At 62.7% G+C, this 1,272-nt stretch carries 1 pseudogene; it reads left to right on the top strand.

Annotated features, from left to right (window positions below):
• Window positions 1–68 precede the first annotated feature (68 nt).
• Window positions 69–1,240, top strand: a pseudogene (locus ABUA28_RS14060) (IS3 family transposase).
• Window positions 1,241–1,272 lie beyond the last annotated feature (32 nt).

Consider the following 1,272-nt stretch of genomic DNA (forward strand, 5'->3'; position numbering starts at 1 on the left):
GGGACTGCTGCAGGTTTAGGTGACTCCTGATCTGGGGCGAGTAGCTCGTCTCTGGAAGGATGTTTGCCATGCCGAGAGCGTTTCCGAGGGAGTTCCGGGATGATGTCGTCGCGATTGCGAGGCGCCGTGAGGCGTCGTTTGCTCAGGTCGCGAAGGACTTCGGAATTTCCGAGTCATGTGTCCAGCGGTGGGTCAAGATCGCCGAGGTCGATGACGGGGTCAAGCCAGGGGTGAGCTCGATCGAACACGTCGAGCTGCGAGAGGCGAAGAAACGCATCCGCCTGCTGGAGCAGGAGAACGAGGTATTGCGGCGGGCGGCAGCCTATTTGTCGCAAGGGGTGCTGCGCAGCCCAAAATGATCTACCCGCTCGTCCGCGAGCTGGCCGCGGCCGGCGCCCCGATCAGGGTGCCGGTCGCGGTGACGTGCCGGGTATTGAAGATCGCCAAGCAACCGTTCTATCGGTGGTTGCAGCGGCCGGTGTCGGATCGGGATTGGGATGAGGCCCAGCTGATCAACGCGGCGATCGATGTCCATCACGATGACCCAGTGTTCGGGTATCGGTTCATCGCCGACGAACTCGAAGACCTCGGATTCGCGGCGTCTGAACGGCGGGTGTGGCGGCTGTGTTCCCAGCAGGGGCTGTGGTCCGCCTTCGCGAAGAAGAAAGGGACGAAGAACCGGAAACAGGGCCCGCCCGTGCATGACGACCTGGTGCAACGGAAGTTCACCGCGACCCGGCCGAACGAGCTCTGGTTAACGGATATCACGGAGCACTGGACCGGCGAAGGCAAGCTTTATCTCTGCGCCATCAAGGACGTGTTCTCCAACCGGATCGTGGGGTACTCGATCGACGACAACATGACCGCGCAGCTCGCGGTCAACGCCCTGCGGATGGCCATCCAGCGGCGGCGACCCATCGGAACGACGGTTCATTCGGACCGCGGCAGCCAGTTTCGCTCCCGCCGTTTCGTCCACGCACTCAGCTCTGCGGGCCTGGCTGGATCGATGGGCAGAGTGGGTGCTGCCGGCGACAACGCGGCTATGGAATCGTTCTTCGCGCTGCTGCAGAAAAACGTTCTCGACCAGCACTCGTGGGCCACCCGCCAGCAGCTGCGGCTGGCGATCGTGACCTGGATCGAAGCCACCTACCACCGGCGACGACGCCAACGCGTCCTCGGCCGTTTGACACCCATCGAGTTCGAGACCATCATGACCACAACGACCGCAAACGCGGCCTAAGAATACGAGTAACCGAAACCCTCAGCAGTCCC

This window comes from Parafrigoribacterium humi (assembly GCF_040227205.1).
Lineage (GTDB): Bacteria > Actinomycetota > Actinomycetes > Actinomycetales > Microbacteriaceae > Parafrigoribacterium_A > Parafrigoribacterium_A humi.